Here is a 24,803-nt window from a genome sequence, read left to right as displayed (position 1 = left end):
ACAACAGACCGTCATGCTGAGCTTGCCGAAGCATCTCTACCGCACAGTTACGTTCGGTAGAGATGCTTCGGCAAGCTCAGCATGACGGTCTATTTTTAACTCTACTACTTGCCCTTGATGCCATCCATCGATATCTGTTTTTCCCCGGAGCTGTTGCCCCTCTATGACTTGTCCGGCCGGGTAGCCGTGGTAGTAGATATTCTGCGGGCGTCGTCGTCCATCGTGACTGGCCTAGCGCAGGGCGTGACGCACATGGTGCCATTCAGCGAGCTGGAGGCGTGCCGGGCTATGGCAAGCGAAGGGTATTTGACGGCCGCTGAGCGCGACGGTCGGCAGGCTGAAAACGTAGATCTGGGGAACTCTCCCTTTGGCTACCTCGACGGGCTGGTTCCGGTGCGCGGCCGGGCTGTAGCCATTACCACCACCAATGGCACGCGCGCCCTGCACCTATCAACAGGAGCGGATCACGTGGTGGTAGGCGCCTTCCTAAACCTGGGTGCCGTGGCCGATTTCCTGCGTCAGCAGCAGAAGGATGTAGTGGTTGTGTGTGCTGGCTGGAAGGGGAAATTCTGCCTCGAAGACACGCTGTTTGGCGGAGCACTGGCTTACCGCCTAGCGCAGGAGTTCGACGTCAGCAGCTCCGACGCTACCTTGGCGGCGCTTGACCTCTGGCAAGTGGCCCAGCCCGATGTGGCCGGCTACCTGCTGAAATCCTCTCACGTGCGCCGCCTCAACAGCCTGGAATCGCACAAGGACATGGAGTTCTGTGTGCGCGAGGATGAGTACAACATAGTACCCGTGTTCCGCAACGGCCGAATTGAAGTGGCCTAGGCCAGTTAGAGAGCCGCCAAACCTGTCATTCCGAACACTGGAAGGAATCTGGATGTAATCTTTAACGATTGATTCAGATTCCTCCCAGTGTTCGGAATGACAGTTTAGTGGCCTAGCGTAGCTTCTCGTTTTGCTGATGGCGGTCGGCGTCGCGCTTGGTCTTTTTGTCGAGGTTGCTTTGTAGGGCTGCTGTCAGGTCGACGCCGGTTTGGTTGGCGAGGCAGATTACCACGAACAGCACATCGGCCAGCTCATCAGCCAGTACTTTGTCCTTATCCGATTCCTTGAATGACTGCTCGCCGTACTGGCGGGCAATAATGCGGGCTACCTCGCCCACTTCTTCCGTGAGCATAGCCATGTTGGTCAGCTCGTTGAAATACCGGACGCCGGTTGTCTTAATCCACTGGTCAACGGTTTGCTGGGCTTCTTCGATAGTCATGAGGCAAGTAGGGAAGGATAATTTGAGCAGTACAGGTTTCAGCCAGTTTATTCCGGCGAGTCCAGCACAATCGTGACAGGGCCATCATTGAGGAGCTCCACCTGCATGTCGGCCCCAAATTCCCCGGTAGGTACGGACTGGCCTAGGAGCTGCTCCAGCATTTGCACAAACTGCTCATATAGCGGAATGGCAATGGGCGGCGGCGCAGCCCCGGTATAGCTGGGGCGGTTGCCTTTGCGGGCAGCGGCCAGCAGCGTAAACTGACTCACGACCAACACCTGACCAGCCACATCCTGCACCGAGCGGTTCATTTTGCCTTCTTCGTCCGAGAAAATCCGAAGCTGCACCAGCTTGCGGGCCATCCAGTCGAGGCGGCGGGTGTCATCGTCGGGGGCGAAGCCGGCCAGCACCAGCAGGCCCGACCCTATTTGCCCGGTCACGCGGCCATCTACACTGACGCTGGCGTGCCGGACGCGCTGAATTACAGTGCGCATATTCTCAGAAAATACTAAGTGAAACTATTGGCCCGATAGGTACAGAAAAGCCCGGTGCACTGCTGGTTTCAGCGGATATTACCGTACTTCGCCGCACGCTCCAACTCGCGCATGGCGGCCACGAAGAACGACATTCCTTTACCGAACCCCAACCTTTGGTGGCTGCTGGCCCTGGCGGCCGTGGCGGCGGTGCGCCTGCACGGCCTGCGCGAAATAGCCCTGCCCGACTACGACTCCGTTCGGAACTGGCAGATTGTGCAGGAAGTGGCCTACGGCAATCTGCGCCACCTTTTCCATCATGGTAGCCCCGGCTTTGCCTTGGTGTATGCGCCGGTGGCATGGCTGACTTCTGATTTTCGGGTATTTCAGCACCTGAACGCGTTGCTGGCCATGGCGGCGCTGGGCCAGCTCACGCGGTTCGTAGGCCACCAGATGCGCCTTTCCGGAGCTCAAGTTGCGCTACTCACACTTTTCGTGGGCACCTCCGTCTTCCTGACGTTCTCCGGCCGCGACTTTACCATGAGTGCCGGCAGCCTGTGGTGCTTCTTTGGGCTGCTGGAGGCCTACTACCACCGGTTGCAGCGCCCCAGCCGCGCTACGTTGCTGCGTGCCACGCTCTGGCTGATGGCTGGCCTCTGTTTCAACTACAAATTCATTCTGACGCTGCCCATTCTGGCGGTGCTGGAACTATGGCAGGCCGATGGGCTGCTCTGGCGCCCCGGTAACCTGTGGCGGGTATTGGCGCTGCTGCTGGCGCCGTATCTGGTGCTGGGGGCGGTGGGCGTAGCAGCTGGTTTGCCTTGGTATCTGTGGCCGGCCATCTATTACAAAGTAGCTTTTCCTGATGCCGCCAATGCTGCCGGTCGGACTACTACGGTGCATTTCGATGGACTATACTACCTGCGGTTTCTCTGGCAGTTCGAGTCGCCGCTGCTATGGTTGGGAGCAGGCCTGGGGCTCTGGCAGCTACGCCGCGAGTGGCCTAGGCGCCGGCAGTTGCTGCCGTTACCGTGGTACCTGCTGGTGTGGGGTGGTTGTTTGCTGGCTGGCATGACGCTGCTACTGAAAGCACCCCGTGGCTTGCTATGGGCGTATCCGCTGTTTTATACATTGGCATTTCTGAGCATGCGGCAGCGCCTACCCAGCGGTGTGGTTGTGGCGCTGGTGCTGGGTGCCGTGGCCTGGAACGGGTTCCGTTTGCAGCAGGAAGTGTTTGCCTACAGGCCTACACACTACCCACAGGTAGCCGCCTGGCTACACCAGCACCAAGTCGGCAAAGTAGCCAGTACCGTAGGCCTGGGCCTGGCGCCCTTCCGCTTAGCCTCCGATACCGTACTGCCCATTACCCAGACGCAACAGCTTGCCGCCTTGCGCAAGCGGGGATATCAGTATCTGCTACTCGATGACTACTACCGCGTGGCCGGCGTGCTGCCCTTTGATTCGTTGCGTCGTCAGCGGCCGGTGGCGGCGTGGCCGGAGCCGCTGCTTACCTCGCCCTTGCTGTTTCTGGAGCATTCCGAGTACACTGGCCTAGACTATGAGGAAACGCTGGCTCGGCAGCGGGCCACGCTACAGGATACGCTGCAACTGCGCCTGCTAAAACTGTAGACAGGTACGCGGAGCATTTACCGCAAAATGCGCATGCTGTCCAGCATATGCTGGTAGCGACGAGCATTCTGCTTGTGTTGCGCGTACGTCTCGGCGAAGTCAGAATAGCCGCTGTGGTCGGGGCGGGCGCAGAAGAAAACGTATTTGTGCGCGGCCGGCTTCAGCACGGCATCCAGGCTTTGGCGGTTGGCCGAGGTGATAGGGCCAGGCGGCAGGCCCTTGTGCTTGTACGTGTTGTAGGGCGAGTCCACGAGCTTGTCCTTGTTCAGCACTCGCTTCACCCCAAAGTTGCCGATGGCCCAGAGCAGCGTGGGGTCGGCCTGGAGGCGCATGCCGCGCTGCAGCCGGTTCAGGTACACCCCCGCAATAATGGGCTTATCTTCTTTCATGGAGGTTTCGCGCTGCACGATGCTGGCCAGCACGTGCACCTCAGCAGGAGAGAGGCCTAGCGAGTCGGCGCGCTGCTGGCGTTGCCGGTTCCAGAACCGCCGGTGCGTGGCGGCAGCCGAATCCAGAAACTGCCGGGCCGAGGTGTTCCAGAGCAACCGGTAGGGGCCAGGCAGAAACATCGTCAGGATGGTGGTAGTATCCAGCTGGTACTGCTGTCGCAGAAAGCGGTTATCCTGTAGCAAGCGGCGTAGGCCTACAGAGTCGGTTTCCAGCTGCCGCGCAACCTGGCGGGCCAGCTGGGGCTTGTATTTGAAGGCATCGAGCACAAACGCCACCGTGTCCTGCTCGCCTTGCATAAGCATATCCAGCAGCGCCGAATTGCTGAGCTGGGGCGTAAGCAGATACCGACCGGCGCGCACCTGGGCCGGGTAGTTGCGTTGCCGCGCCAGCCACTCGAAGGTATCTTCATCCCGTAGCAGCTCATACTTGCGCAAGGAGTCCTGCACCGCCGCAAAGCCCGAGCCTGTTCGGATATAGAGGTAGGCCGGCCCGAATGCCGAGGTGTGCACGTTGGGCTTCCAGAGCACGTACCAAGCCGCGCCCAGGCCTACAGCCAGTACGGCTAGCAGCGCCGAAAGTATAGGCCACAGCAGGCGCCGCAACAACGAAGGTTTCTTGTAATCAGGCAAAAGACGATGAAATGGGCCTGTGGATAAAATTGGACAGTTATTCCGGAACTGTCATTCCAATCAGCGCAAGGAATCTGGGTTAGCTTCTAGGCCACTTCCCAGATTCCTCACGCTGCTCGGAATGACGAGGGGCTGCCCGGTAGGCTATCCGCCGTTTACCAGCGCCGCTACCGATTCCTCTAACTGCTGCTGACGCTGCCGACGTTCAATTTCGACAGGTGCCGCCGCGCGCACTTCGCAATCCAGAATGGTGCACCGCTCGCAGGTTTCGTTTACTTCCTTCTGCACAATGGCCGGATCATCCAGAAAACGAATTTTTTGGCGCAGGTTATCGTCGCAGAGCAGGCCTACAGTCACGCTTACGGCCGGCTCGGTAGCGTCGCCGGCGCGGGCCAGCGTGAGGCACAGGTACTCGTCGCCGTTGGGGTAGTGGGAGCGTTGGGCACCCAGCGTGAAGTTGGGTGCGTCGGTCACGGGTTGCTGACGCAGATCGGCAATCAGGCGCAGCGAAATCCAGCGGCGGCAGTAGTGCTCGTGCAGCTCATTGCCGTGCGGGTTGTGGAGGCGGGAGAGGTGCAGCTCCTTCGTCAGCTTATAGACAGAAGAGGCATTGGCTTGGTCGAAGCGCAGGAAAAACAGGCTTTGCAGTCCAAAATGGCGGGGCAGCAGGTTGGTGATGCGCTGCATAAACATCTCCGGCGACACATCATACTTCGTGAGCAACTCCAGCAGCAAAGCTGGTTCCCACTTTTTGTGTGCAAAAAACCGTTGCAGGTCCCGCACCAACAATTCCTCTTCCATCAGCAGTGCCCCCGCGAAGTACGATGCCTTGAAGTTGTTAAGCACTTCCTCGAAGGAGTGTACCGGGAACGTGGCATTCACGTAGGGGCGCTCCTTGAGATTTAGGTAGTTGAAAGCCACCTCCCGGCCCAGTACAAAGCCTTCCTGTGCCCCCGTAAGCCCGGAGCGCAGCAGCAAGCGCCGGGTTTTGTGCTGGAATACGGACCGCAGACGGCCCAGATTGGTGTGTTCCTGCAGCGTAGTCCGGTCGAGGGTGTAGCCATACTTTGATTCCAGCACGCGCGCTAGCTGTGCGCGGTCGAAGGGGGCGCCGTGCTGCAGTTTGTGCTCACCCACGAAGGTGCGCACATCCTGCTCCAGCTCCTCAAAATAGTTGTCCTGCATCTCCTGGAAAGAGCGTAGAGCGGCCAGGAAAAAATGCTCCTGGCGCATCTCGTAGTTGCGGGCAATTTCAAAGAGCGTGCTGATAAATGCGTTCATCTTGGCCGGCGCATCGGCAATGAGCTCCACAATCCGCAGCGGATCAAGCCCAAACATCTCCAGTGGAAACTCCTTCAACAAATCAGACTGCAGAAGCTCGGAAATAGGCTCCAGCCGGCGGCTAAGCGTGAGCGACGTGAGCTGGTCGTACGTGACGCCCAGCACTTTGCTCAAGCTCAGAATCTTATCGGCCTTGGGGTACTTTTTTCCCTTCTCAATCTCATTGAGGTACGACACCGAAACGTCGCAGGCACGGGCCAGCTCGGCGGGAGTATAGCCGCGTTCCTGGCGTAGCTCGCGAAGCTTTAATCCGAAAATCAACCGGACAACTTGGCTGTGACTCAACATATAAGCAGAAACTGAAGGCAGAGGAGAGAAATGGCTAGCTGGCTTTAGCCAGCACTCGGGATTATTGCGAGATAAGGTGTGTGCGCCAAAGGCATAAAAACGAGATATAGTGGCCTAGGCCACGCAAACACACTTTATCCTAACGGCTACTAGCACTAGAACGCCTGATACAAGCCAAACTAGCTGGCAAGCAAGTACTAAATTCAAAGACCTGCAAACTTGGCGTGGTTAGCGATTTTAAATATTTAGCGAATATTCGCTTGTTATTTGAAATTCGCTTACGTATGTTTGGAATAGATAATCTGAAAAGGTTCTTATTCAGCCACTTCCAACTTGTAGCGTATGTCTCCTTTTAGTGAACCCGAATTGGCAGTAAAGCCAGCCAAGTACCTGACTCCGGAGCGCGTCAAAATACTAGGCGATTATTCGCTCGAATACGCGGGAATCCTGACCCCTTCGGCCCTGGCGTTTGTGGCGGAACTACACCGCCGCTTCGACCAGACACGGCAGCAACTGCTGGCTCGAAGGGAAGTGCGGCAACAGGAGCTAGAGGCTGGCATCCTGCCTGACTTTCTGCCCGAAACCCGCCTCATCCGGGAGAAGCCATGGACAGTGGCGCCCATCCCGCCGGATCTGCAGGACCGCCGCGTGGAAATAACCGGCCCGGTAGAGCGCAAAATGATTATCAATGCCTTGAACTCCGGGGCCAAGGTGTTCATGGCTGATCTAGAGGATTCTAACTCGCCTACCTGGGCCAACGTGGTGGAGGGCCAGCGCAACCTACGCGACGCGGTGCGACGGACTATTTCGGTTTCCACGCCGCAGAAAGAGTATAAGCTGAACGAGAAAACCGCTGTACTAATGGTGCGCCCCCGCGGCTGGCACCTGCTGGAAAAGCACATGCTGGTAGACGGTGAGCCAGTGAGCGGGGCGCTGTTCGATTTCGGGCTGTACTTTTTTCACAACGCCCACGAGCTATGCGCCCAAGGCACGGCGCCTTATTTCTACCTGCCCAAGCTGGAAAGCCACCTGGAAGCGCGCCTCTGGAACGACGTATTTGGCTTTGCCCAATGGTCATTAAAAATGCCGAAGTGCACAATTAAAGCCACCGTGCTGGTTGAAACGCTGCCGGCCGCTTTCGAGCTCAACGAAATCCTGTATGAGCTGCGTGAGCATTCCGCCGGCTTGAACTGCGGCCGCTGGGACTATATTTTCAGCTACATCAAGCGGCTTGGCCTGAAGTCGGAGTTTCGCCTTCCGAACCGCGCTGAAGTGACGATGTCGGTGCCGTTTATGGCGGCTTATTCGCAGCTCGTGATTCAGACCTGCCACAAGCGCGGCGTGCACGCCATGGGAGGAATGGCCGCCCAGATTCCCATCAAAAACGACCCCGAAGCCAATGAGGCGGCGTTGGAGAAAGTTCGGCAGGACAAAGTACGCGAGGCCCGCAACGGCCACGACGGCACTTGGGTGGCGCACCCCGGCCTGGTACCGGTGGCTATGGCCGTATTCGATGAGCTAATGCCCCAGCCCAATCAGATTGAGAACAAGCGCGAAGACCTCCACGTGTCGGCCGCGGATCTGCTGAAAGCGCCCGTAGGCCACATCACGGAAGAAGGCCTGAAGCTCAATATTGATGTGGCCGTGCAATACCTCGAATCGTGGTTACGTGGCAACGGCTGCGTCCCGATTTATAATCTGATGGAAGACGCTGCCACTGCCGAAATCAGCCGGGCGCAGGTGTGGCAGTGGGTGCACACGCCCGGTACCACGCTGGAGGATGGCCGACCCGTGACGGTGGAGCTGTACCGCTCTTTGGTGCCAGGGCAGCTGGAGAAAATCAAGGCGTTGGTAGGAGATGAGGCCTACGCCACCGGCCGCTACCTGGAGGCCGCCCGCCTCTTTGATAAGCTCGTGATGAGTGAAAAATTCATCGAGTTTCTGACGGTGCCGGCCTACGACCAACTGGCCTAGAGAGGAAAGCGGGCCCTGCGTTTCCCGCGCCCTAGCCTCTCCCTTTTACTTCATTATGCTTGCTCTAGGCCACTTTTTTAGCTGGCCTGGCAGAGCCTTGCCCTCAACTCAACATCCATTCAACCCTTACTCCCATGAACAAGCAGGACCGCATTACCGCATTGCAACAAGACTGGGCCACAAATCCGCGCTGGAGCGGTATAGCGCGTCCTTACACTGCCGCCGATGTCCTGAAACTGCGCGGCTCCGTCCAGATTGAGTATTCGCTGGCCCGGCAAGGTGCTGAGCGGCTGTGGAAGTTGCTGCACACGGAAAGCTATGTAAGTGGCCTAGGCGCCCTCACCGGCAACCAGGCCATTCAGGAAGTACAGGCGGGCCTCCAGGCCATCTACCTCAGCGGCTGGCAGGTAGCGGCCGATGCCAACAACGCCGGCCACATGTACCCCGACCAAAGCCTGTACCCCGCCGACAGTGTGCCGGCCGTGGTAAAGCGCATCAACAACGCGCTGCTGCGTGCCGACCAGATTCAGAGTGTTTCGGGAGAGGGCAATGTGCATTGGATGGCCCCGATTGTAGCCGATGCCGAAGCCGGTTTCGGGGGCAACTTGAATGCCTTTGAGTTGATGAAGATGATGATTGAAGCCGGTGCCGCGGGCGTGCACTTTGAGGATCAGCTTTCGTCGGCCAAGAAGTGCGGGCACCTGGGCGGCAAAGTGCTAGTGCCTACGCAAGAGGCCATTAACAAGCTGGTAGCGGCGCGGCTGGCTGCCGATGTACTAGGTGTGCCTACCCTCATTGTGGCCCGTACCGATGCCGATGCCGCCGACCTACTCACGGCCGACGTAGATGAGCGCGACCGGCCTTTCATTCTGCAGGAAGCTGAGCGCACCCCCGAAGGGTTTTACCGGGTGCGGTGCGGTGTAGAAGCCGGCATTGCCCGCGGACTGGCCTACGCGCCCTACGCCGACCTGATCTGGATGGAAACTTCCACGCCCGACCTAGGCCAGGCCCGGCAGTTCGCCGAAGCCATTCATGCCAAATTTCCCGGTAAGCTACTGGCCTACAACTGTTCTCCTTCGTTCAACTGGGCCAGCAAGCTCAGCAAAGAGCAGATGGAAACCTTCCGGGAAGAGCTGGCGGCCATGGGCTACCGGTTCCAGTTCATCACGCTAGCCGGTTTCCATGCCCTCAATACTAGCATGTTCGAGCTAGCCGTGGCCTACCGCGACCGGGGCATGGCTGGCTACTCGGAGCTGCAGGAGCGCGAGTTTGCGCTGCAGAAGCAGGGTTTCAAGGCCGTGAAGCACCAAGCGTTTGTGGGCACTGGCTACTTTGATGCAGTGCAGAACATCGTGTCGGCCGGCAAATCCAGCACAGGCGCGCTGGTGGGCTCTACCGAGGAAGCTCAATTTCAGCACTAATACTGGCCTAGGCCTCTTTTAAAATGCAAATAGCCCCAACAATCGTTGGGGCTATTTGCGCTTCGGGCTTATGTTACTAGCCTAGAAAGGCGCTGAAATCAGAGAGTAGTCGAGGTTGTGGCTTTGGGCAGCTTCGCGCAGGATGGCTTTCTGCCAAGGGCGGAGCGTTTGTTCTGCCCCCATTTCTACTATATCAGCAATGAGCCGGTTGGACAAGACCAGGTTAGCCACAAAGCCATTCACATCCGTTGTGATGTGCGTTTTCAGTTGCATGAGCAATTGCTCGCGGGCATCGGCCTGGGCTGCTTTTTCGCCGGAGAGGCGCCGACGGAACGGAAACCGGCGCTGCTCGCCGGTCTGGGGCGGCTCGGGGCGCGCCACAAAGTTTTCCGGGGAAAGCGCTACCAGCTGGTCAATATAGGGAGTACGCTTGAGCTCGGGGTGCAGACCACGGGCGTTCTTCCAGTCGTTAGCAGAGCGAGGAGTGTCGCGCACCAGCTCGGCCAGGCGCTCGTTAGCAAAGATCATGTAGGGCGGCCGGTCCAGCTCACGGGCCACTTGGTCGCGGAGCATGTATAGGTCGCGGAACAAGGGCAGCTCGTTGGGCAGAATCCGGAATTTGCCGGCATTGCGCATGTAGGGGCGCTCATCGCGCACATAGCGCACTTCCTCCAGCGCAGCATTTTCCTGCTCCGCCCATTCTGTGCGGCCCAAGGCGGCCAGCTTGGCGCTCAGGCGGTCGGCCAGCTCAAATAGGTAGATTACATCATTGGCGGCGTACTCCTTCTGGGCCTCCGTAAGCGGACGTTTCAGCCAGTTTGATTTTTGCTCGCCTTTGTCTACTTCAATGCCTAACTCGCTCTGAATCAATCTTCCTAGCGAAATATTATTGTCGGCTTCTGCTAACAATGTATATTGTACACTAGTATCGGTGATGTGACGAACATGCACACTGTAGAGTTCATCAAGCAGCAGAATATCTGACTTGCAGCTGTGGAAAATCTTCTCCACGGCGGGGTCACGCAGGATTGCCCACAACGGCTCCAGCTCATGCGCTGGGTTGGTGAGTGGAAGCGGATCAAGCAGGTAAGCTGTCTGGCCATCGAAGAGCTGGATCAGCGCCAGGTTACGCCCGTAACGGTGGCGCATATCGTCAAATTCCAGATCGATGGCGATACGAGGGGAGTTGCGCAACGCATCGGCAAGCTGCTGCACCTGCGCGGCGGTGGTCAGGTAGTGGAGATCAGGCATTCACAAGTAGAATAGGCGGAAATAGTCCAGCAGCGCTCTTTCTGCAAAGGGCCGCGCTGGTAAAGGTAGTCAGCAGGGCGGGGCAAAACCAATATGGGAGGTGCAAGAGTGGCCTAGGCAGAGCTAAAGCGGTAGCTATGCCGATGTGGGCTGGCAACAGGCAGTTTTGGGTCGGAAAATGCTAAAGAATAACTTATGCCGGTAGTAAAACTAAAAGTATTAGACGAATAGTGTAATTTGCTTTAGTTACGAATTTCACGATAAACCCCTGAAAAAAAAGGGAATCTTGAAATAAGTGGCGGCTTTCCTAGGTTTGTCCTTAATTTGCGAACTGCAATCAGTAGAGGATATCCTTCTTTTACTTTACAGTACCAGCGTTTTTTTGCTGGTCAATTTTCACTCTAATCGGCCTACAGGTCTAGATTGTATGAAACAACATTTCCTCATTCCTCTCACCTGCGGATTGGCATTTGCTTCGACTGCAGTGGCCCAGACGCGCGCCGTAACGGGGCGCGTAACGGATGCCAGCGGCACGGGCCTGCCTGGCGTAACGGTGCTGGAGCGTGGTACTACCAACGGCACCAGCACCGATGCCAATGGTGGATTCTCTCTCTCGGTTCAGCCGGGAGCTACTCTGGTTCTTAGCTCAATTGGATTTGAAACCCAGAATGTGGTACTAGGCGACCGTACCTCCTTGCCCGTCACGCTGAAAAGCAATGCTACAGAGCTCGGCGAAGCGGTAGTTGTGGGCTACGGTAGCCAAACCAAGTCAGAAGTAACCGGCTCGGTTACGCAGCTCAGCAGCAAGGACGTACAGAACGTGCCTACTGTTAGCTTCGAGCAGGCCATACAGGGCCGTACGCCGGGTGTGCAAATCAACCAGACCTCGGGTAAGCTGGGTGCTGGCGTGCAAATCCGGGTTCGTGGCTCTTCGTCGGTTACGGCTTCCAACCAGCCACTGTATGTAATCGACGGGATTCCGGTAACGTCGCAGGACGTAGGCTCTGACACGGAACCTCTGAACCCGCTGGCCGACCTGAACCCGAACGACATCGAGTCGATTACGATTCTGAAAGATGCTGCTTCTTCGGCTATCTACGGTTCGCGTGCTTCCAACGGCGTTGTGTTGGTAACTACCAAGCAGGGCCGCCAGGGCCAGACCAAGGTGAACCTGGGCTACTATGTAGGTACCAGCGAAACTACTCGTCGTCGGAAGTTCCTGAACGCTGAGCAGTACAAAGCGCTGTTTACGGTAGCTGCCGAAAATGAAGGCTACGATGCCCGAGAAGAGTTCGAAGGCAATGGCCTCGACTACGATTCGCCCTACGACCAGAGCTGGAGCGACGAGCCTTTCCGCAAAGGCAAAGTGTCGCAGTACGATCTGAACGTGAGCGGCGGCGACGCCAAGACGCGTTTCTACCTGAGCACGACCTTCAACGACCAGACCGGTATCATCATCGGCAACCGCTACCGCCGGGGCAGCGCCCGTATTAACCTAGACCACTCTATCACGGAGAAGCTGCGCGTAGGCCTCAACCTGTCCTTGACGCGCTCCGTGAACGACCGGACGCCAAACGACAACGCCTTCTCGAACCCCGTTCAGCTGAATGCACTGCCGCCTTTGCAGCCCAAAATTGACCCTGCCACGGGCCAGCTGAACCAGAATACGCTGTACTACAACAACCTGTTGGATCTGGAGAAAGGATCTAACCGCGCTGGTACGTATCGCTCGTTCAGCAACGTCAACCTGAACTATAAACCAATTAAGGATCTGACGCTGCGCACCGAAGCCGGCGCCGACTTCCTGAACCTGAACGAAAACATCTACCGGGCCGCTGGCACGCAGGATGGTGGCAACACCGGCTACGGCTACAGCAACCAGGTCCAGGTAATCAACTACACCACCAACAACACCGCCACCTACCTCAAAACCATCGGTGAGGACCACTCCATTGAAGCACTGGCCGGTTTCTCGTTCCAGCGCTCAGATGCGCAGGAAACGTCAGCGGAAGGCCGGGGCTTCCCGAACCCAGAGTTTACGAGAGTGGCCAGCGCCGCTATCAAAACGGCTGGTTCGGGTTCCGTGCGCGATGGATTCTCCTTCGTATCGTATTTCGCTCGTGTAAACTATGGTTTCCAGGGCAAGTACCTGATTTCGGGTAGCGTACGCCGCGACGGATCTTCGCGCTTCGGTGCCAACAACCGTTATGGTACGTTCGGCGCGGGCTCGGTGGGCTGGATTATTTCAGAAGAAGCTTTCCTGAAGGATAACACCATCCTGAACCTGCTGAAACTGCGGGCCAGCTACGGCCTGACGGGTAACGCCGAAATCGGCAACTTCGCCTCACGCAACCTGTATGGTGCACTGGCCTACGCCGATCAGGCGGGTATTGTACCAAGCACTGTAGTAGGCAACCCCAACCTGAGCTGGGAAAACACAGCCCAAACCGACATCGGTCTGGAGTTTGGCTTCTTCGACAACCGCATTTCGGGTGAAGTGGATGTGTATGAGAAGAAAACCAGCGAGCTGCTGCTAAGCCGCCCGCTTTCGTACAGCAATGGCTACACCAGCGTAACGGAAAACGTAGGCTCACTACGGAACCGTGGTCTGGAAGTGTCCTTGAACACGCGCAACCTGGATGGTGAGTTTAAATGGAGCACCAACTTCAACGTATCGTTCAACCGCAACAAGGTAACGTCGCTGGCTGCTCCTATCCAGAGCCAGTACCTGGGTAGCGTGCGCGAAGGCCAGCCGATCGGGGTATTCTACGGCCGCAAGTATGCCGGTGTAGATCCTGAAAACGGTGATGCGCTGTACTACGCCGCCGATGGCTCGACCACCAGCAACGCTGCTACTGCCGCTCTGCAGATTGTAGGCGACCCCAACCCGAAATACACGGGTGGTATCACCAACAACCTGTCGTTCAAAGGTGTTGATTTGAGCGTGCTAGGCCAGTTTGTGTATGGAAATGATATCTACAACGCAGCCGGTCTGTATCAGTCAGTAAACGGGGACTATTTCGATAACCAGACTGTTGACCAGCTGAACTACTGGACGCCTGACAACCGCAACACGAATGTGCCACAGCCGCGCCTGTATGCCGGCAACGGTACGCAAGTGTCTTCGCGTTGGGTAACCGGTGGCTCATTCTTCCGGGTGAAGAACGTGACCCTGGGCTACAACCTGCCCCAGGACCTGGTGAAGAAAGGCAGCATAGCGTCGGTACGGGTGTATGTGTCAGCACAGAACCTGTTCACTCTAACGAACTATGATGGCTACGATCCAGAGGTAAACACAGCTGCTTTCGGAGCTGCTAACTACCTCATCGGTCACGACTTCTACACGCCGCCGCTGGCCAAGACCTTCCTGGCTGGTATCAACGTGGGTTTCTAACTTTCTGATTTTATTTTCTGATGAAAACCATATTCTCTCGTTCTGCCGTCGCTATTGCTCTGGGCCTCAGCCTGGGTTTGGTGGCTTGCGACAAGCAGCTTGATATTGATCCTTTTCAATCGGTAGATGCTACTACTGCTCTCAACTCCGAGGATAAAGTAGGCAGCGCCGTGGTAGGGATGTACGCCCGTCTGGATTCGCCGAACCTCTACGGTACCGACCTTATTTTGGTGCCAGAGCTGATGGCCGTAGACAACTACATCTCTTTCCAGGGCTCCTTCGCAAACTATCGCCAGTTGGCTTTGCGCAGCACGAATGCGCAGAATGCTACGGCCGAAGGCATCTGGCGCGCATCGTATCAGGCCATCAACCTGGCCAACCTGATCATTGATGCTCTGCCAGTTGTAACTGATGAAGATCTGAAGTCTCAGTACGAAGGCGAGGCTCGCTTTATTCGGGCCGATATGCACTTTGAGCTGGTGCGCCTGTATGCCAAGCAGTACCAAGCGGGTGGAAATAACACGCAATTGGGCGTGCCCATTAACCTGGTGCCCGTGAAAACGGTAGAGCAAGCCTCCGTACTGACCCCTCGTGCTACAGTAGAGCAGGTATACGCGCAGGTTATTACGGACTTGAAGGCTGCTATTGATTTGTTGCCAAAGTCTAACGGCACTCGCGCATCCAGCTATACCGCTAAGGCCTTGTTGGCACGCGTGTACCTGCAGCAAAGCAATTTTGTGCAGGCTGGCCTCATGGCCGATGACGTGATTAAGAATAGCGGCAAAACCTTGTCGCCGACGCTGCAGTCGGTTTTCACGGGGCGTAACACGTCGGAGACGCTGCTGGAAATTCAGCAGAACGACCAGAACAATGCTGGTACTTCCAACAGTGGCCTAGCTACGCACTTCGCCAGCATCGGCCAGCTTGGCCGTGGTGATATTCGTGTGTTGCCAGCCTTCGCGGCACAGTATGGCCCTACGGATGCTCGGGGTGAATCTCAGCTGTTGTACGTAGGTACTGGTACCCGTGCCGGTGTACTGCGCTCGGGCAAATACACCACCTACGGTCAGAATATTCCAGTTATCCGCTTAGCTGAAATGTACTTGATCCGGGCTGAAGCAGCTTTCCGGGCCGGTGATTTGGTTACGGCCCTAGCTGACATCAACCGCATTCGTAACCGTTCGGGCGCTACGCCCCTGACAGCAGCTCAACTCTCTCTGGCTTCTATTCTGCGGGAGCGTCAGTTGGAACTGGCCTTCGAGGGTTTCCGCCTTCATGACCTGAAGCGTACGGGCACGGATATCTTTATCCCAGCTACCGGCAGCAACCCCGCTACCACGTACCCCATCACCAGCGACCGTCTGGTGCTGCCGATTCCTTTCCGGGAAACGAACGTGAATACTACACTGGTGCAGAACCCTGGTTACTAGGTTTTGACAATAGTGCTCAAACAAAAAGGCCGCAACGATATTCGTTGCGGCCTTTTTGTTTATAGTGGCTTGGGAGTTCAATGGGAGTGCAAGGTGGCTAGGCCACTAGGTTAGTTTTTATCTTCGTCCTCATCGTCTTCATCTTGGCTGAAATCGAGCTCTGATGAGAGGTACAAGGCTTCCTGAATGACTTCCTCCATGAGGGGCTGCGTGTCGGCATCGAGGGTGCGCTCAAATAGGCCTAGCAGCTGCTCGCCATCCTCATTCACGTAGAGGTTGGTGTAGAGCTTCTCAAACACCTTGGCCTCTTTAGTAATGGTGGCATCAATCTCGGCAACGGAGCGGGCTTTGAGGGCGCGATGCAGCACATCCATCACCCGGCGGCTTTCCTCATGATCGCCGAGGTCGGCCAGCAGCTTCATCAGGGCCAGCGCAACGCCCAGGCGCACGCGCTCAAAGCGGAAAGCAATATCAGCCTGGGGGGCTTTCTGGAAAGCCGTGTAGGCCTCTATCGTAGAGGCCTGCAGAAAGCGGGAAGCATCGGCGGCTACCGGGAAGGCAGCTTGCAAAAGTTGTTCGTAAGCAGAAGGCATAGCAAGCAAAAAACAGCGGGTGGCCTATAGCCGCAAAAAGAAACTGGCCTAGGCGAAACATTAGAGGGCAAAGGTACGATTGTATCTGCAGGGCTGATCAACCCCAGAATTATCTCCCACACTTCTGCTCCGGAATCAACCGTACACTCCTATGACGCACAAAGAAAAATGGCTCACGTTTGCCCCTGCCGGCCTGCTAACAATTGGCCTAGGCGCCTGCCTGATCCAATGGGCTTCCGATAAAAAACGTAACCGTGCCTCTACTACCGAGTGGGTATCTGCCGGTACGGCGGCTTTGGTCGTGTTTAATGCCGGCCTGAGTTTATTTGGCCGTGGAGTGGCCGAAGGTGTACTGTATGACCTTAAGGAAAAGCCGCGCGAAATGGACTTCTATAACGTGCCTCGCATGTAAACAGGCTCGGGCCCTTAAAAACAAAGGAGACGCAGCATTGCGTCTCCTTTGTTTTTAAGGGCCCGAGCCTGTTTAGAGTGGCCTACAGAACGCGCAACGTGAGCTGCGAGCTATGCGCCGGCGAATGGTACAGCCGATGCGTGGCGGCCTGGAAATCCTTCTCATCGGCCTCGAAAATATTGGGTACGAAGGTCTGCGGGTTGCGGTCAACAATCGGGAACCAGCTGCTTTGCACCTGCACCATCAGGCGGTGTCCTTTCCGGAAGGTGTGGCACAGGTCCTGCACCGTGAAGGGCACGGCCGTTACCTGTTCCGGTACAAAGGCTTCGGGCTTGGAGAAGCTGTTGCGGAAACGACCGCGCATCACCTCGGAGCGAACCATCTGCTGGTAGCCGCCCAGTTTCACGGCGGGGTTCGTGCTGGGGTTGTTGGGCGTATCGTCGGGGTACACATCAATAATCTTCACTACCCAGTCGGCATCGGTGCCGGTGGTGGCTACCTGCAACAGCGCCTCGATAGGGCCAGCCAGCGTCATGTCCTCGGTAAGCGCTTCGGTCTGGTAGGTCAGCACGTCGGGGCGGCGGCTGGCGAAGCGCTGGTCGTCGGTCATGTACTCGCGGGTCATGCCCGTAGCCGTAGCTTCGGTGAAAGGCACTGGGTGAGCCGGGTCGCTGAGGAACTGGTCGTACTCTAGGCCACTGGCAGGCTTCTCGAAGCCGATTTTCCCGGCCGACTGAAAGTACAAAGTGCGCTCTTTGGCTTCTTTGGGCGGCCAGGTTTCGAAGCTGCGCCAGCGGTTGGTGCCGCTTTCAAAGATGGTAGCCTCGGGGGTAGCGGCAGGTTTGCCATCCTTCAGATATGATTTGAAGAACGGCGCTTCAATCTGCTTCTGGTAATACAACGACGGCGACTCGCCGTAGGCCACATTGCCTACCATTTCGCCAGTGCCGCGGGCCCAGCCACCGTGTACCCACGGCCCCATCACGAGGCCGTTGCGCATGCCGGGGTTTTGCTTCTCGATGCTTTCGTAGGTTTTCAGGGCGCCAAACAGGTCCTCGGCATCATTGAAGCCACCAACCGTGAGCACCGCGGTGCCTTTGTTGAGGTTCTTGAGGTGGGGGCGTAGGTTACGGGCCTGCCAGAATTCGTCGTAGTTGGGGTGGCTGGCCATTTCGTTCCAGAAGGCCACTTTGCCTTTGTAGTAGTTGGCATCAGCGTTTTTCAGCGGACCCATCTTCAGGAAAAAATCGTAGCCATCGGGGGTGCCGTGCTTGAAGCCGGGGTTGCCGGTAGGCGTGGGCTGGGGGCGGGCCAGCCCAAAGGAGGCCAGGAAGTTGAAAGCGTGCGGCAGGAAGAACGCGCCGTTGTGGTGAAAATCGTCCCAGAACCAGTCGGCAATAGGGGCCTGCGGTGAGGATGCCTTTAGGGCCTTGTGGCGGCTCAGTAGGCCAGTAGCGGTATAGTAGCCGGGGTAGGAGATGCCCCACTGGCCTACGCGGCCGTTATTCTTGGGCCCGTGCTTCAGAAGCCACTCAATGGTATCGTAGGTGTCGGTGCCTTCATCGATGTCGTTCTTGCCTTTGTGCATGTCCTTTTCGGGGCGCACATCCACAAACTCTCCTTCCGACATATATCGCCCACGCACATCCTGGTAGGCGAAGATGTATCCCTCATGCATCATCGTGCTGCTGGGGCCCAGGTTGAGCTTGTATTTGCCGGGGCCGTAGGGGCCAATAGCGTAAGGGGTACGGTTGAGCAGAATAGGGTACTTTACCTTGTTGGCATCGTTGGGCGCGTACACAATGGTGTACAACTTCACCCCATCGCGCATCGGAATCTGATATTCTGTTTTGGTATAGCGCTCCTTGATGTAAGCCGTATCGGCTAGTACCACCGCCAGCTGCGCTTTTTCAGCCTCAGAAGCCAGCGGATAGGTAACAGGAGTTTGGGCGTGGGCACCGGATAAACCGGCCACCAGTAGGCCACTCAGGGCGGCAACTTTCGGGAAAGAGTAGGGCATAGTGGAAGGGTAGGTGAAGAACGAGCCTAATGTAGTTCCAATTCGTCAGCAGACATTCAGTTGAGTTACTATTCCGGCGTTGTTCGTGCTACTGGCCTACCGCGTCAGTACTTGGGCCGAATTGTTCAGCTAGGCCAGGTTTAGCAGTATTTTTTAGCTAACACAACGCTTCTTTATGCTTTCTTTGGTATCCACTTGTACACTGCGGGCTGCGGCCTGCCCAACTCACATATTGTGCTATACTCTCGCTTACGGGCGGCCTGCCTGCTGCTCTTGCTGCTCTGGGCGCCTCGGCTCTTTGCCCAAACGCCGGCCACTACCACTGATGGCCCTTTGCTTACCCCGGCTCAGTTCCTAGGCTATAAGCTCGGGACACAGTTTACGCCCCATGCGGAAGTTCTCCGCTATGTAGAGCACATAGTGCAGCACACGCCCGGCCAGATGAAGCTGGAGCGCTACGGCAAGACCTACGAAAACCGGCCGCTGGAGCTGGTGTACGTGGCCACCGCCGATAACATGAAGCAGCTGGATAATATCCGGCACAACAACCTCCGCCTGGCAGGCCTAGAGAAGGGCGCGGTGCAGCGCCAACAGCCGGCCGTGGTGTGGCTGAGCTACAACGTGCACGGCAACGAAGCGGTGTCGTCGGAGGCCGTGATGGAGGTGCTGTATGACCTAGCCAACCCCCAAAACCAGCAAATGCAGCAGTGGCTGCAGAACTTGGTGGTCATCATCGACCCCTGCGTGAACCCCGATGGCCGCGACCGGTACGCCATGTGGTACAACCGCGTGCGGAATCAGAAAGCTAATGCCTCGCCGTACTCCTGGGAGCACCGGGAGCCCTGGCCTGGGGGGCGCTACAACCACTATTATTTCGATCTGAACCGCGACTGGGCCTGGCAAACGCAGCAGGAAAGCCGCCAGCGCATTGTGGTTTATAACCAGTGGCTGCCGCAGGTACATGCCGACTTTCACGAGATGGGGCCCAACAACCCGTATTATTTCTCGCCGGCCGCCAAGCCGTTCCACGCCGACCTCACGGAGTGGCAGCGCAAGTTTCAGAACATCATCGGCGACTACAACCGGCAGGTGTTTGACAAGAACAACTGGCTCTACTTCACCCGCGAAACCTACGACCTGTTTGCGCCTTTCTACGGCGACACTTGGCCTTCTTTCAACGGGGCTATCGGTATGACCTATGAGCAGGGCGGCGGCGGCCCGGCAGGCATCAGCTACACCAAAACCGATGGCGACACCCTGACGCTGGCACAGCGCATTGCGCACCACCACGCCACCAGCCTGGCCACTATTCAGGCGGCTTCCGACCGACATACGGACCTGATTAGGGAATTCCAGACATTCTATACCAACGCCGCTACTAAGCCTAAAGGTGAGTACAAGTCGTTTGTGCTGGCGGGCAGCGGTGACCCCGGCCAGGTACGCGCCCTCACGCAATACCTCGACCGTCAGCAGATCAGCTATGGCTATGCCAATAAGCGCAGCAAGCTCAAGGGTTTCGACTATACCACCGGCAAAACCGACAATGTGCAGGTTGAAGCCAATGACGTGGTCATCAGCATGTATCAGCCCAAATCGACGCTGGTGAAGGTGCTGTTTGAGCCGAAATCAACGCTGGAGGATTCCCTGACCTATGACCTTACTTCCTGGTCGTTGCCCTATGCTTTCGGATTGAAGGCTTACGCGCTGAAAAACCAAGTAGCTGCCTCGGCTACGCGGCCGGCACCTGCTACGGTGAAAGGAAGTGCCGCCGCGCCCAATGACAAGCCTTACGCGTACTTGGCTCGCTGGAACAGCCTTTCCGATGTACAGTTTCTGGGCCGCTTGCTGCAGCAAGGCGTGAAAGCACGCGTGGCAGAGGAGCCCTTTGAGACGGAAGGCCAGAAATATCAGCGAGGCACATTGGTCATCACCCGCACCGGAAATGAAGGGCTGGGCGACAAGTTAGACCAGCTGGTGCGGGCCCAAGCCGATTCGGTGGGCGTAACGGTGCAGGCTGTGCAGTCAGGCTTTTCTACTACTGGCGGCGACCTGGGTTCCCGCTCGGTACGCCCGCTCCGTCAGCCAAACGTGGCTTTGTTGGCTGGTCCAGGTGTAGATGCCACGGCTTTTGGGGAAGTGTGGCACTTCTTTGAGCAGCAACTGGGCTACCCAGTTACGGTACTCGGTACGGATTATTTCAGTACGGTTCCGCTCGCCAAATTTGATGTCCTGATTCTGCCTGATGGCAACTACACCGAGATAATGCCCGAGCGGACTCTCGAGAACGTGAAAGACTGGGTGCGGGCCGGCGGAAAACTTATTGCACTAGAAGGAGCGTCGCGCTTCCTGGCAGGCAAAAAGGACTTCCTGCTTAAAGCAAAGCCAGCCGATACCACCGCTACCAAAAAAGCAGGCCCTTACACCGCCCTACGCCGCTACGCCGATTCGGAGCGGGAGCAGATCGGGGAGCGGGTGCAAGGCAGCGTGTACCGGGTACAGCTGGACAATACGCACCCGTTGGCCTTCGGCTACGGCAGCACCTACTACGCCCTACTGCGCGATACGCCCAACTACCGCTTCCTGCCCAAGGGCGGCTGGAACGTAGGAGTGCTCAAAAAGGACAGCTATGCCGCTGGGTTTGCGGGCCGCAAGGCCCAGCGCGTGCTCACCGACAGCTTCGTCATCGGAACCCAGGACCTGGGCCGCGGGCAAGTGGTGTATCTCGCCGATAATCCCTTGTTCCGGGCCTTTTGGCAGGGTGGTAAGTTGCTGTTTGGCAATGCCATTTTTATGGTAGGCCAGTAATCACTGCTAGGTATAGCGCAATAAAAAAGCCCTGCCGTGTAAACGGCAGGGCTTTTTTATGAATTGTGAGCAGACTAATCTACTACGTCTTCTGCTTTGTTTTTCACAGCTTTAGCGCCCTTTTTCACGGCGTGGCCGGTTTTGTTAGCGCCTTTTTTCACTACGTGCCCCGTCTTCTGGGCACCACGCTTTACAGCGCTACCGGTTTTCTCGCCAGCGTATTTAGCGTCTTCTTTCGTGTTGTGAATTTTCTCGCCAGCTTCCGTGCGGCCCGTCTGCGACTCCACTTTCATGGTGCCGTTGTCGCGGGTGGTTACGGTCGTTTTGGCGCCGGTAGTCTGGTCTTTTGCTACAGTTTTAGTATCGCCCTGGGCGAAAGCGGCCGTCGAGAATGCGAAGGCAGCAGCTATCATTAGTATCTTTTTCATGGCTAAGGAAAGGTTTGGGAAAGTAAACCTGTGTCCTTATACGCTGCCCTGAAAATAAGTTGTTTTCAGAAGCTACTGACGCCATACCTGTTGAGCTAGGGCCTTGGTTTACAACCAGAATTTGATGGCTATGGAAGCAGCAAAGAGCTGTCGCCGTAGCTAAGGAAGCGGTAGTTGTGGCCTAGCGCATGCTCATATACCGTGCGCCAACTAGGCCCGATCAGGGCAGCTACCAGCAGCAGTAAGGTGCTTTCCGGCTGATGAAAGTTGGTAATCAGGCCGCGCACCAATCGGAACTTATAGCCGGGCGCAATCAGTAGCTGTGTGGTGGCGTGCAGCTCCTGCTCTCCGGTAGTTTCCAGGTGCTGCAGCAGCGCCTGTAACGCATCAGCCGCCGATACATCCGCCCCTGGTTCATAGGGCTGCCACTGGCCTACATGCCACTCAGGAGCCGCGCTATCAGTTTGCTGAAGAAGGCGGGAGCCCAGCCAATACAGGCTTTCCAGGGTCCGGAGACTGGTGGTACCTACAGGAATGATTGGCTTGGGCAGGTGCTCCAGCAGCTGACGCAGGGTGGCGGCCGTCACGCTTATTGGTTCGCCGTGCATGGAGTGGCCTAGCATGTTGTCGGCCTTTACGGGCTGAAATGTGCCGGCTCCCACGTGCAGCGTTACGTGCGCCGAAGGTATATGGAGGGTCGCTAACTCGGCCAGCACGGCATCAGAGAAGTGTAGGCCAGCGGTAGGAGCGGCCACGGCACCTTCGTGGGCCGCATACACCGTTTGGTAACGTACGGCATCTACTTCCGTATCGGCGCGGTTGAGGTAAGGAGGGAGGGGCAGGTGGCCGGCCGCACGCAGCACTTCCGCGAACGGTAGGCCACTCGGCTGCCAGCTAAACCGAATCAGAGCATATCCTTCGCCTTGTTCAACACGCTCGGCAGTAAGAGTAGCCGGTTGTCCGTTTGCCTCAAACTCCAGCAGCACTGGCCCCGATTTCCAGCGCTTCCCATTCCCGACCAAGCATTTCCAGATACAGCTTTCAATTTGCTGCATAGCGGGCTCAATGGCTTTGTGCGGTGCCACCGGCTCTAGGCAAAAAAGCTCTACTATGCCACCCGTGGGCTTGTGCGCAAACAGCCGGGCCCGCACTACTTTGGTGTCGTTAAACACCAGAAGCGAATCAGAAGGAAGCAAACCGGGAAGCTCCTGAAAGCTCCGGTCCGTCAGCTCGCCCGCTTGGTAAAGCAGTAGCTTCGACTGGTCGCGGTTGGCCAGGGGCTCGGGGGCAATGCGCTCTGGCGGGAGCTGATACGTGAAATCGTGAATAGAAAGCTGGCGAGGATCGGGGGGAACGGGAACGAACATAGCACAAAGGTAGCGCCACTATCGTACTCTGCCCCGCCTCTAGGCCAGTTACTTCGCCCGTCGGAAGATCAGCAGGTGTTGCTGAGGAAGTGCCTCAATGGTGTCGGCTAGTTCAAGCCCTGCCGCGGACATTTCACGGGCAGCCTGCGCTACTGACATCTTATGGATTCGCTTGATCGGGACGTTAGGATCTTCGGCGCGGTATTCTACCAGCGCTACACGACCATTAGGCGTCAGGGAATTGCGAATAGCCCGCATCATTTCCTTGGGATGGTCGAATTCGTGGTAAGCATCCACAATCAGCACTAGGTCTACGCTATTGGCAGGCAGGTTGGGGTTTTTGGTAGTGCCGAGCACGGTTTCCACATTAGCCGCTTTTCTACTGGCCTTTGTAGCCTGCAAAGACGCCAGCATTTCCGGCTGAATATCTACGGCCAGTACCTTGCCCTGTGGCACCAGCGGGCTCATCCGGAAAGTGAAGAAGCCAGTGCCGGCGCCAATGTCGGCCACCACATCGGTGGGTTTAAGCTGCAATTCGCGCAATAGAATATCTGTTCCCTCTTCCTGTTGGCGGTCGGAGCGCTCCAGCCAATCGGAGCCTTCATGGCCCATCACATGCGCAATCTGGCGACCCAAGTAATACTTCCCGATGCCGTTGGGGTCCTGAGGAGCCCGGCGCATATAGCCACTGCTATCCGGTACACTGCTGCGCTGAAACTCAGATAGCTGAGCAGCAGTGCTTTCCGAGAGTGGTTGGGTGCACGCCGTAGGAGCCAAAAGGACGCTGGCAGTACACACCCGTAAGAAGGAAGCTAAGGGAAAAGGCATAGGCACGGAGGCAGATAAACGGCGTTAGGGTTAACAGCCTATTGCCGCTAAGCGTTCGAAACCTAACGCATGGGAAGCCCAAAATGCTATTCCTACTGCTGCATTATTTCAATATTCAGGTCTTTAACTATAGCATATCAGCAGATTTAATCCTGTTTATTCTCGCCTATTATTACTTTAGCCCGTACAAATCCCGTTTGCTTACCATTCACTTCAAACTTCTTTTCCATGAAACACCTATCCGGAATCTTGCACAAGCTGACAGCCGTAGCGGCTGTAGCGGTAGCTCTCACTGGCTGTAACCGTGCCGAGTACGCTATGCTGCCCAAAACTTCTTCGGCCTATCATGGCACGCAACGCGGCGTAATCGTAACTCCTGCTCCAGCCAAAGCACCCGTTGCTACTACTGCAGAAGTGCCTCAGGATGTGGCTGTAGCGCCTGAAATTGCGCCCGTACAGGCCGCACCTGCTCCCGTTGCTGCTGAACGTGCTGCTGTAGCCAGCGCACCGGCAAAAGCTCCTGCTGCTACTTCGGCTCCAAAGCTGACGCTGGCACAAAAGGCGTTAGTACACAGCCTAGCCAAGAAAGCCGACAAGCTTGCTGAGAAAGCACAGGTGAACAAGAAATCGGAAGTTGCTTCCAAAAAGGATGCTAACGCCATCAGCCGCAACATCAAGCTGGGTATCATCCTGCTGCTAATCGGTATTCTGGTTGGCATTATCGTCCCAATCCTGGGTACCGTTATTGCCATCATTGGTATCGTATTCATCGTGCTAGGCCTCCTCGACGAAGTATAGGC

General features: G+C 56.8%; 19 protein-coding genes. 9 read left to right on the top strand and 10 right to left on the bottom strand.

Annotated elements, in window-relative coordinates:
* The first annotated feature begins 117 nt into the window (after nucleotides 1-117).
* Complete coding sequence (locus CFT68_RS12740) at nucleotides 118-831, top strand: 2-phosphosulfolactate phosphatase (protein WP_088843940.1); 714 nt, start codon at nucleotides 118-120, stop codon at nucleotides 829-831.
* A 112-nt stretch (nucleotides 832-943) separates the two neighbouring features.
* Here the strand turns inward: CFT68_RS12740 and CFT68_RS12735 are convergent, their stop codons facing one another.
* On the bottom strand, nucleotides 944-1,270 hold the full coding sequence (locus tag CFT68_RS12735) for a nucleotide pyrophosphohydrolase (protein ID WP_088843939.1): 327 nt from the start codon (nucleotides 1,268-1,270) through the stop codon (nucleotides 944-946).
* Nucleotides 1,271-1,317: 47 nt separating this feature from the next.
* Nucleotides 1,318-1,764 (bottom strand): D-aminoacyl-tRNA deacylase, encoded by a 447-nt coding sequence (gene dtd, locus CFT68_RS12730; RefSeq protein WP_088843938.1) that lies wholly within the window; start codon nucleotides 1,762-1,764, stop codon nucleotides 1,318-1,320.
* A gap of 111 nt (nucleotides 1,765-1,875) precedes the next feature.
* Here dtd and CFT68_RS12725 point away from each other — a divergent pair, with 111 nt between their 5' ends.
* Nucleotides 1,876-3,372, top strand: coding sequence for a hypothetical protein (locus tag CFT68_RS12725; protein WP_088843937.1), 1,497 nt, complete (start codon nucleotides 1,876-1,878; stop codon nucleotides 3,370-3,372).
* A gap of 17 nt (nucleotides 3,373-3,389) precedes the next feature.
* On the opposite strand, the gene mltG is transcribed toward CFT68_RS12725, so the two are convergent.
* Both mltG and CFT68_RS12715 read right to left on the bottom strand, forming a co-directional pair.
* The gene (mltG, locus tag CFT68_RS12720; protein WP_170934788.1) at nucleotides 3,390-4,451 is read right to left on the bottom strand and encodes an endolytic transglycosylase MltG; all 1,062 of its coding nucleotides are present in this window, start codon (nucleotides 4,449-4,451) and stop codon (nucleotides 3,390-3,392) included.
* 144 nt (nucleotides 4,452-4,595) lie between these two features.
* Nucleotides 4,596-6,080: a helix-turn-helix domain-containing protein gene (locus CFT68_RS12715; RefSeq protein WP_088843935.1), complete on the bottom strand. Its 1,485-nt coding sequence runs from the start codon at nucleotides 6,078-6,080 to the stop codon at nucleotides 4,596-4,598.
* A 342-nt stretch (nucleotides 6,081-6,422) separates the two neighbouring features.
* Here CFT68_RS12715 and aceB point away from each other — a divergent pair, with 342 nt between their 5' ends.
* Nucleotides 6,423-8,054, top strand: coding sequence for a malate synthase A (gene aceB / locus CFT68_RS12710; protein WP_088843934.1), 1,632 nt, complete (start codon nucleotides 6,423-6,425; stop codon nucleotides 8,052-8,054).
* A gap of 134 nt (nucleotides 8,055-8,188) precedes the next feature.
* Nucleotides 8,189-9,475, top strand: coding sequence for an isocitrate lyase (aceA, locus tag CFT68_RS12705; protein WP_088843933.1), 1,287 nt, complete (start codon nucleotides 8,189-8,191; stop codon nucleotides 9,473-9,475).
* A gap of 81 nt (nucleotides 9,476-9,556) precedes the next feature.
* Here aceA and CFT68_RS12700 read toward each other — a convergent pair whose 3' ends face one another.
* Nucleotides 9,557-10,726, bottom strand: a complete 1,170-nt coding sequence (locus CFT68_RS12700; protein ID WP_088843932.1) for a ribonuclease D — start codon at nucleotides 10,724-10,726, stop codon at nucleotides 9,557-9,559.
* 427 nt (nucleotides 10,727-11,153) lie between these two features.
* Here CFT68_RS12700 and CFT68_RS12695 point away from each other — a divergent pair, with 427 nt between their 5' ends.
* Nucleotides 11,154-14,120: a SusC/RagA family TonB-linked outer membrane protein gene (locus CFT68_RS12695; protein ID WP_088843931.1), complete on the top strand. Its 2,967-nt coding sequence runs from the start codon at nucleotides 11,154-11,156 to the stop codon at nucleotides 14,118-14,120.
* 20 nt (nucleotides 14,121-14,140) lie between these two features.
* Entirely contained in the window at nucleotides 14,141-15,550 is a 1,410-nt protein-coding gene (locus CFT68_RS12690; protein ID WP_088843930.1) for a RagB/SusD family nutrient uptake outer membrane protein, read from the top strand.
* Between the two features lie 110 nt (nucleotides 15,551-15,660).
* Here CFT68_RS12690 and CFT68_RS12685 read toward each other — a convergent pair whose 3' ends face one another.
* Nucleotides 15,661-16,143, bottom strand: coding sequence for a hypothetical protein (locus tag CFT68_RS12685; protein WP_088843929.1), 483 nt, complete (start codon nucleotides 16,141-16,143; stop codon nucleotides 15,661-15,663).
* Nucleotides 16,144-16,294: 151 nt separating this feature from the next.
* On the opposite strand from CFT68_RS12685, the gene CFT68_RS12680 reads away from it, so the two are divergent.
* On the top strand, nucleotides 16,295-16,555 hold the full coding sequence (locus CFT68_RS12680) for a hypothetical protein (RefSeq protein WP_212590413.1): 261 nt from the start codon (nucleotides 16,295-16,297) through the stop codon (nucleotides 16,553-16,555).
* Nucleotides 16,556-16,637: 82 nt separating this feature from the next.
* Here CFT68_RS12680 and CFT68_RS12675 read toward each other — a convergent pair whose 3' ends face one another.
* Nucleotides 16,638-18,575 carry a CocE/NonD family hydrolase gene (locus CFT68_RS12675; RefSeq protein ID WP_088843928.1) on the bottom strand — a complete coding sequence of 646 codons (1,938 nt, stop codon included), beginning with the start codon at nucleotides 18,573-18,575 and terminating at the stop codon, nucleotides 16,638-16,640.
* A 234-nt stretch (nucleotides 18,576-18,809) separates the two neighbouring features.
* Here CFT68_RS12675 and CFT68_RS12670 point away from each other — a divergent pair, with 234 nt between their 5' ends.
* Nucleotides 18,810-21,380, top strand: a complete 2,571-nt coding sequence (locus tag CFT68_RS12670; RefSeq protein WP_088845068.1) for a M14 family metallopeptidase — start codon at nucleotides 18,810-18,812, stop codon at nucleotides 21,378-21,380.
* 74 nt (nucleotides 21,381-21,454) lie between these two features.
* Here the strand turns inward: CFT68_RS12670 and CFT68_RS12665 are convergent, their stop codons facing one another.
* From CFT68_RS12665 to CFT68_RS12655, 3 genes are all read right to left on the bottom strand, one after another.
* Nucleotides 21,455-21,808: a hypothetical protein gene (locus CFT68_RS12665; RefSeq protein ID WP_088843927.1), complete on the bottom strand. Its 354-nt coding sequence runs from the start codon at nucleotides 21,806-21,808 to the stop codon at nucleotides 21,455-21,457.
* Nucleotides 21,809-21,936: 128 nt separating this feature from the next.
* Entirely contained in the window at nucleotides 21,937-23,175 is a 1,239-nt protein-coding gene (locus CFT68_RS12660; RefSeq protein ID WP_088843926.1) for an S-adenosylmethionine:tRNA ribosyltransferase-isomerase, read from the bottom strand.
* 48 nt (nucleotides 23,176-23,223) lie between these two features.
* Nucleotides 23,224-24,003, bottom strand: coding sequence for a class I SAM-dependent methyltransferase (locus CFT68_RS12655; protein ID WP_088843925.1), 780 nt, complete (start codon nucleotides 24,001-24,003; stop codon nucleotides 23,224-23,226).
* Nucleotides 24,004-24,231: 228 nt separating this feature from the next.
* Between CFT68_RS12655 and CFT68_RS21960 the strand changes: the two genes are divergently transcribed.
* Nucleotides 24,232-24,801: a hypothetical protein gene (locus CFT68_RS21960; RefSeq protein ID WP_088843924.1), complete on the top strand. Its 570-nt coding sequence runs from the start codon at nucleotides 24,232-24,234 to the stop codon at nucleotides 24,799-24,801.
* Nucleotides 24,802-24,803 lie beyond the last annotated feature (2 nt).

Origin of the sequence: Hymenobacter gelipurpurascens (assembly GCF_900187375.1) — a bacterium.
In the GTDB taxonomy this organism is placed as follows: domain Bacteria; phylum Bacteroidota; class Bacteroidia; order Cytophagales; family Hymenobacteraceae; genus Hymenobacter; species Hymenobacter gelipurpurascens.
This window is presented reverse-complemented; position numbering and strand designations above follow the sequence as displayed.

Coding starts and splice junctions, on each gene's coding strand:
- CFT68_RS12735 (WP_088843939.1), bottom strand. CDS start 1,270: ATGACTATCGAAGAAGCCCAGCAAACCGTTGACCAGTGGATTAAGACA.
- CFT68_RS12695 (WP_088843931.1), top strand. CDS start 11,154: ATGAAACAACATTTCCTCATTCCTCTCACCTGCGGATTGGCATTTGCT.
- CFT68_RS12675 (WP_088843928.1), bottom strand. CDS start 18,575: ATGCCCTACTCTTTCCCGAAAGTTGCCGCCCTGAGTGGCCTACTGGTG.
- aceB (WP_088843934.1), top strand. CDS start 6,423: ATGTCTCCTTTTAGTGAACCCGAATTGGCAGTAAAGCCAGCCAAGTAC.
- CFT68_RS12680 (WP_212590413.1), top strand. CDS start 16,295: ATGACGCACAAAGAAAAATGGCTCACGTTTGCCCCTGCCGGCCTGCTA.
- CFT68_RS12725 (WP_088843937.1), top strand. CDS start 1,876: ATGGCGGCCACGAAGAACGACATTCCTTTACCGAACCCCAACCTTTGG.
- CFT68_RS12690 (WP_088843930.1), top strand. CDS start 14,141: ATGAAAACCATATTCTCTCGTTCTGCCGTCGCTATTGCTCTGGGCCTC.
- CFT68_RS12740 (WP_088843940.1), top strand. CDS start 118: ATGCCATCCATCGATATCTGTTTTTCCCCGGAGCTGTTGCCCCTCTAT.
- dtd (WP_088843938.1), bottom strand. CDS start 1,764: ATGCGCACTGTAATTCAGCGCGTCCGGCACGCCAGCGTCAGTGTAGAT.
- CFT68_RS12655 (WP_088843925.1), bottom strand. CDS start 24,003: ATGCCTTTTCCCTTAGCTTCCTTCTTACGGGTGTGTACTGCCAGCGTC.
- CFT68_RS12700 (WP_088843932.1), bottom strand. CDS start 10,726: ATGCCTGATCTCCACTACCTGACCACCGCCGCGCAGGTGCAGCAGCTT.
- aceA (WP_088843933.1), top strand. CDS start 8,189: ATGAACAAGCAGGACCGCATTACCGCATTGCAACAAGACTGGGCCACA.
- CFT68_RS12660 (WP_088843926.1), bottom strand. CDS start 23,175: ATGTTCGTTCCCGTTCCCCCCGATCCTCGCCAGCTTTCTATTCACGAT.
- CFT68_RS12715 (WP_088843935.1), bottom strand. CDS start 6,080: ATGTTGAGTCACAGCCAAGTTGTCCGGTTGATTTTCGGATTAAAGCTT.
- CFT68_RS21960 (WP_088843924.1), top strand. CDS start 24,232: ATGAAACACCTATCCGGAATCTTGCACAAGCTGACAGCCGTAGCGGCT.
- CFT68_RS12665 (WP_088843927.1), bottom strand. CDS start 21,808: ATGAAAAAGATACTAATGATAGCTGCTGCCTTCGCATTCTCGACGGCC.
- CFT68_RS12685 (WP_088843929.1), bottom strand. CDS start 16,143: ATGCCTTCTGCTTACGAACAACTTTTGCAAGCTGCCTTCCCGGTAGCC.